We start from the raw sequence: 7481 nt of genomic DNA, 5'->3' as shown, positions 1-7481 counted from the left end.
TGCGGAACGGGCCTGGTTCAGTGCCGTGATGAACCGGCGGATCTGCCGCGAACTGACCGGCGCGCGGCCCGTTGCGCGAAGCTTCTCCGCCACCCGCGCCCCGATCTCGTCGATCCACGCTTCCTGGCTCGGCCCAAGCAGCACCTGGGCACTGGCGAACATCTCATCGAGGTTGGCCTGCACCTGGTCGGCCTCGTCGACCACGATCAGGTCACTGCGCCGCCACGCCGCCTCCAGGTACCGCATCTGCTCGTGGCTCAACGGTCCAGGCACGGGGGTGTGCACAAGACTCCACGGCGTCGCGATCCACACGTTCGCCGTGACCAGTCGACGTGCGGCCTCATGCCGCTGGCAGCGATACCACAGGGGACAGGTGCGCCGGGCTCCGTCCCGCCAGCCATCCACCGGGGCGTCCGGATCCGTCTCGATCAGGTGCTGGCAGGGCGCCTCGCGTACCTCTAGGGGGATGGGGGCGCCCCGGACGGCATCGAGTGGGCAGGCCGTGCTGACCAGGTCGAACCCGTACGGATCGGAGGGCAGAAGCCGGCCAGGCGCCGGCGGTTGGAGCCGATGGAGCCGCTCCGCATGCCGGGTTCGGTTCTGCCCCATGACCGGTGCCGCCACCACGCCGTCGTACCAGGACAGCTCGTGCGCCATGCGTAGTGCTGCCGAGTTGTCGCCGACCACGATCGTCGCCCGGAGGCCATGTTGCGCTGCCCAGGTCGCCAAAATCGTCACGAGGGTGCTCTTGCCGACGCTGACCATGCCGACCATGTGCAGGATCCGGTCGATGCGAAGGGTCGTGGTGTCGCCGAAGGTATCGTCGGCCAGCCGGACCTGCAGCGTGACGTCCAGCAGGCGCTCCTCCCATCGGTGAGAGGAACGCCCGGCCTCCAGGTCGGTGGCGTCCATACCTTGGGCGGTCGCCACCAACTCCTGCCACGTGACCTCGATCGGTGCCCGGGCCCGGACGGCCAGGTCATGCAGAGCCGGCGCCGGCGCGGGTGGAAGGTTGTCCGGCACGGTCACGCCATGACCACGCGCCGTGGAGCTCATGCGGTATCGCCCAGGTGCGGCGAACCGTACGCCGGTGGTGGCGAAGGGCAGCGGCTCGGTGAGTAGCTGCTCGTACCAGTCCCACCGGTTCGCCGCCACGCTGCACTGCCGGCGTACCGGTCGGCCGAGCGGGTCCAGATGGTAACCCCGCACTGCTTCAGGAGCTGACCGGTAAGCCCGCAGCAACTCGTCCCACCCGTAGGGGCGTTGGCTGCGCCACAGCAGGGCTCGCGCGTTGGCGAGCCGGACCGCCGCGTCGGCTGGTGGGCGCGGCACCGCGTCCCACAGCGCCCGGTAGCCGTCGAGCAACGCGGGTACTCCGCTGGCGGCTTGGTCGGCGGCGACTGTTTCCAGCAGATACAGGCACAGTTCGGTGTCCATCAGCCGGGAGGGTGAAGGCTGGTCGCCGGTCGGGGTGTAGTGGCCGCGGAGTGCGCGGGTGAAGCGGTTGCGGATGGTGTTGATCTGCCTCATGCCTCGGCCTCCACCCGCCGCTTCACGGCACCGATGAACTCCGTCTCGGAGACCGCCACGATTCGCTGGCCCGGCCGCACCTGGGGGCACGCCTTCCGCAGCCGTGCCACGTATCGCGGATGTGCCTTGACCTGCTCTTGGCCGATGACGACGTAGGCCCTCTCCGCCTCCGGCGACACGGTGAACAGCCGCTCCCGCAGCCGTCGGGCCAGCCGTACCGGGTTGCGCCAGGCCTTGATGTCGGCGACCCAAGGTCGTTCCGCGAAGACCGCGATGTCGCACGCGTCGAAGTCCGGCCACAACGCCACCGACACGCCGAGCTTCCCGATCGCGTCGGCGATGCGCAGCTCTGCACGACCCGGTGCGGTGATGAAGGTGCGTAGCTCACGCCGCAACCACCACACGCCCTCGCTGGCCGGGTGGTCCGCCCCGGCTGTTCCGGGTGCCGGGCAGGATTGGTCCTCGCAGATCCAGGTCCGGTCGTCGTCCAGTGGCAGCCGAAGACCGCCGCACCCGCCACAGGTCCGGATCACGCCGTCCGCCATCGCCTCCGGCGGCGCCTCCACGTACGCCTGCCGCACCTCATCCGACAGCAGTGCCAGGTCAGGATCGGCCAGCCGCGCGTCGAGCTCCATCGCCGCGATCGCCGGCTGCCGGATCAGGAGCTCACGGAACGCGACGTAGGACTGCGGCGCGTTGTGGGCCCGGGTCTTGTCCATCACCGCCCGCAACAGCGCGTTCTCACGGATCTCGCCTTCGACATCCCCACGGAGGTTGCCGAGTTCCTCGCAGGCCGCCGTCGGGCGGCCATAGATGAGCAGCGACTCGTCTGGGTCGACGTCGGTGCCGGTGAGGTCGATCTTCCAGTCGCCGAACGGCTCCTGCGCAAGCTGGAGTAACTCCACCACGCTGGCCGGCGCGGGCGCGTCCTGATGCCAGGCGAGCAGGGTCAGCCGGTCCAGCGCGAGCTGCAGGTTCGCCGGGTACGGCAGCCGGAACGCGTCACCCGATACGGTCTGCTGTGCGTACTCGAGGATCCCGCTGGCGAGCTGCGCAACCGCGATCTGCTGGTCAGGCAGCCACGCCGGGGCGGCGGGCGAATCGATCATGCATGCACCTTCTGTCACAGGACGACGTAGGCCAAGGCATCTGCGCCAATCCGACTCGTCTCGGATGCGCAACCCTTCGGCCACGGAACGCAGCATCGAGGATCGCCGACGGACCAACTCATCGCCAGCACCAACGCTGATAAGCCGACTTATCGGCGTGGTGGATACTGCAAGGAATCGCGGTGCCGTTACGGTTCGGGGACTCACGGTAGAGGAGGTGTGAATGACTGAGCCGGGGCCAACCCTGAGCCTGCGTGATGTCGCTCAGCTCGCCGGCGTACAGCGTTCCGTGGTCAGCATGTGGCGGCGTCGACCCCAGGTCCGCGGCCGCCACATTCCCTTCCCCGACCCGGTCACACCAGCTGGCGCCGTGGAGCGGTTCGCACGAGACGAGATCGTCGACTGGCTGACGCGCACCGGCCGAGGCAACAACCCGGAGCACCGCCTGGACGCGCCGGCGCTGAGCGTCCCGGTGGACGCGTCATTGGAAGATCTCGTGACCCTGCTCTGCCTCCACGCCCACGGCGACAGCGACCTCGCGGACCTGACTTCTGCCGAGCGGGAGAGGCTGGCCCAGCTCAGCGACCCCCGGGACGAGTTCCTCCTGACCGAGGTACGACAGCTGGCGGCCACCGACGAGACGTTGCGGTTCGTTGACGATCTGGTCGAGGCGTCCCGTGGCTTGCCCGAGGCGCTCGCCCGACTCGACGACGGGCCCGCGGGCCGAGAGCTCGGCCGGCGGGACTTAACAGTAGAGGCGATGGCGCTCGTCGGTGCCATCGTGCGGGCAGGGATCCTGCACCTCGATCCGGACGGCGTCCCCGTCGCCTTTGCCGACGGTCCGTCGAGCCTTGCCCTGGCGATCGCCTCCGGAAACCGCCTGCTGATCAGCGGTAATGGGGCGGCCGAACGGGCATTGCGTCGCCGTGCGTTCCTCAACGAGCTTGACGTCGTGAACCGGGCCGATGGACCACTGCTTCGCGTGCTGGCCGTGCTCAACCTGGAGGGTGAGGCGGCCCTGGAACGGGTCGACGATCTGCTGCTCGACCTCGGTCCGAACGAAGTGGCAGTGGTGATCGGGCCAGCCGTAACCCTGTGTGAGCGGCTGCGCGGAGATGCGGAACGGTTTCGCGCTAAGATGTTGCGGCTGGGTCACCTGGTTGCTGCGGTCCGTCTGCCGCGCGGGATGTGGCGGCGGGCGCACCGTCAAGCGCTCGGCTCGTGGGTCTGCGCGGGCGGCCCCACAGCGAACCGACCGATGGTCGGAGACCTGAGCGCATATCCGTCAGCGGACCTATCCATGGAGGACCTCGCCGCCGATGTCTCGGCCGCGCTATCCGGCGACACCAGCCGCGCGTTACGCTACCTCCGAGCCACCGACCTGCCCGTCATCCTGACCGGTTCGCCGATCGTGCCGGCAGGCGTGCGGGCAGCCCGCTTGAGCACGTCGTCCGACAACCACCTCAGTCGAGCCCAATCGGCGGCGCTGGTCGTCGCCGAGCCATTGGCACCGCTGGACGTTCTGCTAACCGCCGCTCCAGGCATGGTCCTCTTGCGGCAACGGTCCCTGGGCGAGCTGCATGAGGCTGGCGTCCTGCTGATGCGGCGTGGATGCCGGATCGATCCCCAGCACGCGGTGCCGGACGGCTCGATCCTGGTTCTCAGCGCTGACGGATCAGCCGACGGTGTCGCTCTGGATCCGTTCGACGCCGCCCGACTCTACCCGCGAGCCCACCGCACGGAACCAGGTGATGTGGTGTTTATCGAAGGCTCTCGGCCACGCGCACGGGTCGACGAAGACGGCAACTCACTGGTGGCGTCCCCATCGCGGCTCCTACGGCTACGCCCGACCGCAGGGGTCGGCCCGCACACCCTTGCCGCCATCATCAACCACCAGCCCGCGACCAGCGAGTGGCGGACGTGGAGCATCCCAGTTCTCGACCGCGCGTCGGGAGCGGCGCTGGAGAGCGCGCTGGTCGAGGCTAGCGCCTACGGTGCGGCCCTCCGCCAGCGGCAGGACGCCCTGCATGATCTGATCACCGCTCTGATCGATGGCGTGGCCGCGGGCGCGGTCAGCGTTGTTTCCCGCAGCAGCAACACCGAGGAAGGACAGTAGAGAATGCCACCGCGCAAGAGGCAGGAACCGTCGGTGCCGTCGACCATGAAGGAGTTGAAGGACACTCTGTGGAAGGCTGCCGACCGGCTCCGCGGGTCGCTGTCTGCCAGCCAATACAAAGACGTCATCCTCGGCCTGGTCTTCCTCAAGTACGTCTCGGACGCTTATGAGGAGCGCCGTGAGCAGATCCGTGCCGAGTTGACTGCCGAGGGCATGGACGACAGCCAGATCGAGGAGCTTATCGACGACCCGGAGGAGTACCAGGGATATGGCGTGTTCGTTGTCTCAGCCGCTGCACGCTGGTCATACCTGGCGGAGAACGCCAAGGGCAAGTCGGCGGTGGGCGATGAGCCGGAGAAGACGATTGGTCAGCTCATCGACGAGGCGATGAGCGCGGTCATGGCCGCCAACCCCGCTTTGGGCGGCACCCTGCCTCGCCTGTACAACAAGGACAACATAGACCAGCGCCGCCTCGGTGAGCTTATCGACCTGTTCAACAGCGCCAAGTTCAGCCGGCAGGGTGAGCACCGCGCGCGGGACCTCATGGGCGAGGTTTACGAGTACTTCCTCGGCAACTTCGCCCGGGCCGAGGGGAAGCGTGGCGGCGAGTTCTTCACCCCACCCAGCGTGGTCAAAGTAATTGTCGAGGTACTGGAGCCGTCTCGGGGGCGCGTCTACGACCCGTGCTGCGGCTCGGGCGGCATGTTCGTCCAGACGGAGAAGTTCATCTACGAGCACGATGGCGACCCGAAGGACGTCGCCATCTACGGGCAGGAAAGTATCGAGGAGACCTGGCGGATGGCGAAGATGAACCTCGCCATCCACGGCATCGACAACTCCGGCCTTGGCGCGCGGTGGGGCGACACCTTCGCCCGCGACCAGCACGCGGACATCCAGATGGACTACGTGATGGCCAACCCGCCGTTCAATATCAAGCACTGGACGCGCTTGGAGGACGACCCCCGTTGGGTCTACGGGGTGCCACCGGCCAACAACGCCAACTACGCCTGGATCCAGCACATCATCTCCAAGCTCAAGCCGGATGGCAGCGCTGGCGTGGTGATGGCGAACGGGTCCATGTCGTCGAACTCGAATGGCGAGGGCCAAATTCGTGCCCGGATCGTCGAGGCTGACTTGGTCTCGTGCATGGTGGCACTGCCGACCCAACTGTTTCGCAGCACAGGCATTCCGGTCTGCCTTTGGTTCTTTTCCAAGGACAAGAAGGTCGGCAAGAACGGCGGGGTGGACCGCCGCGGCGAGGTGTTGTTCATTGACGCTCGCGACCTTGGCTACATGGTCGACCGCGCCGAGCGGGCGTTGGCGGATGAGGATATTACCAAGATCGTCGATGCCTACCACGCCTGGCGGGGAACAGATTCAGCGGCCCGAAAGAAGCTCGTCTACCAGGACATCCCCGGCTTCTGTAAGTCGGTCACTCTCGCCGAGATCAAGGAGGCCGACTATGCGCTGACGCCGGGCCGGTACGTCGGTGCGGCCAAAGTCGACGACGATGGCGAGCCGCTCGACGAGAAGATTGCGCAGCTGTCGAAGGAACTCCTGGAGGCCTTCGAAGAGTCGGCCCGCCTTGAGAAGGTCGTCCGTGAGCAGTTGGAGCGGCTCCATGTCTGACTGGCAATCCAAAAAGCTTGTTGACGTGCTGGAGCTCCGGCGTGGTTTCGATCTTCCAAGCCGACTCCGCCGGCCCGGTCCCTACCCCGTCCTGTCGGCCGGCTTGACCGCGGGTTGGCATGACGAAGGGCCAATCAAGGGGCCCGGATTCGTCGTAGGGCGTGCCACGAACCTTGGCAAGCCGACATGGAGCGGCACGGACTACTGGCCGCTTAATACCACGCTCTACGTAGCGGATTTCAAAGGTCATCACCCACGGTTCCTGTATCACCTGTTTGAAACCCTGGACCTGACTGGGTTCGACTCGGGAAGCGTCCAGCCCATGCTAAATCGCAATTACATTGCGAACGTGGAGGTGCGCATACCAGACCTACCAACGCAGCGGGCGATTGTGGAGGTTCTAGGGGCGCTGGATGACAAGATCCATGCGAATGGTCGTGCCATAACGATTGCCCGTGATTTGGCAAATGCTCGGTTTTCCAGGGTCTTGGCCGCGCACCCTGGCCGGAGGGTTGCTCTTGGTGAGTTAGCCGATTGCCGGGCGATTGAGTTTGGCGACGGATATCGTACCAAGCGGTCGGAGCACGGGGCTACCGGAGCTCGGATTCTTCGGGCAGGTGACGTGCGGGGAGGTCGCATTTTCCCGGATGGGCCGGACTTTGTAGCGGACGAGTATCGAGCGCGCATCGGCGCCAAGACCTCCGCTAGCGGTGACATCGTACTGACAACGAAAGGGTCTGTCGGTAGAGTCGCAATTGTGCCAGCGTACATGGAGGAGGTGGTCTACAGCCCGCAGATTTGCTACTTCCGCCTCCTCGATGAGAGTGGCCTCGATTCCGGATATCTGGCGGCGTGGTTCAATTCACGCGACCTTGCTGACCAGCTCGCCGTGGTTATGCACAAGAGCGACATGGCGCCGTATGTAAATCTTCAAGATATTCGATCACTAAGCATCCCTCTTCCTGGGTTGTCAATCCAGCGTGCGGAGGGATTGTTTCAGCATTCAATGATCGATAGCCTGCACGCGTTGTTCCGGGAGAACGACATACTGGAGCGCGTTCGCAATGAGTTGCTACCGCTGCTGATGTCGGGTCGGA

General features: G+C 66.1%; 5 protein-coding genes. 3 read left to right on the top strand and 2 right to left on the bottom strand.

Going from position 1 to position 7481, the window contains the following annotated elements; all coding sequences use genetic code 11:
- Positions 1-1530: pPIWI_RE_Z domain-containing protein (locus tag ONA70_RS33200; protein WP_454557366.1), on the bottom strand; the 1530-nt coding region annotated here is incomplete at its 3' end.
- Positions 1527-2639, bottom strand: a complete 1113-nt coding sequence (locus tag ONA70_RS33195) for a pPIWI_RE_Y domain-containing protein (RefSeq protein WP_265010435.1) — start codon at positions 2637-2639, stop codon at positions 1527-1529. The genes ONA70_RS33200 and ONA70_RS33195, both read right to left, overlap by 4 nt.
- A gap of 223 nt (positions 2640-2862) precedes the next feature.
- Here ONA70_RS33195 and ONA70_RS33190 point away from each other — a divergent pair, with 223 nt between their 5' ends.
- From ONA70_RS33190 to ONA70_RS33180, 3 genes are all read left to right on the top strand, one after another.
- Complete coding sequence (locus ONA70_RS33190; protein WP_265010434.1) at positions 2863-4755, top strand: hypothetical protein; 1893 nt, start codon at positions 2863-2865, stop codon at positions 4753-4755.
- A gap of 33 nt (positions 4756-4788) precedes the next feature.
- Positions 4789-6384 (top strand): class I SAM-dependent DNA methyltransferase, encoded by a 1596-nt coding sequence (locus ONA70_RS33185; protein WP_265010433.1) that lies wholly within the window; start codon positions 4789-4791, stop codon positions 6382-6384.
- Positions 6356-7481, top strand: a 1126-nt coding sequence (locus tag ONA70_RS33180) for a restriction endonuclease subunit S (RefSeq protein ID WP_265010432.1), incomplete at its 3' end; no start/stop codon positions are given. The genes ONA70_RS33185 and ONA70_RS33180, both read left to right, overlap by 29 nt.

This window comes from Micromonospora yasonensis, assembly GCF_026013475.1.
Taxonomy (GTDB): Bacteria; Actinomycetota; Actinomycetes; order Mycobacteriales; family Micromonosporaceae; genus Micromonospora; species Micromonospora yasonensis.
The sequence above is the reverse complement of the archived record's forward strand: the minus strand, read 5'-3'. Positions and strand labels throughout refer to the sequence as shown.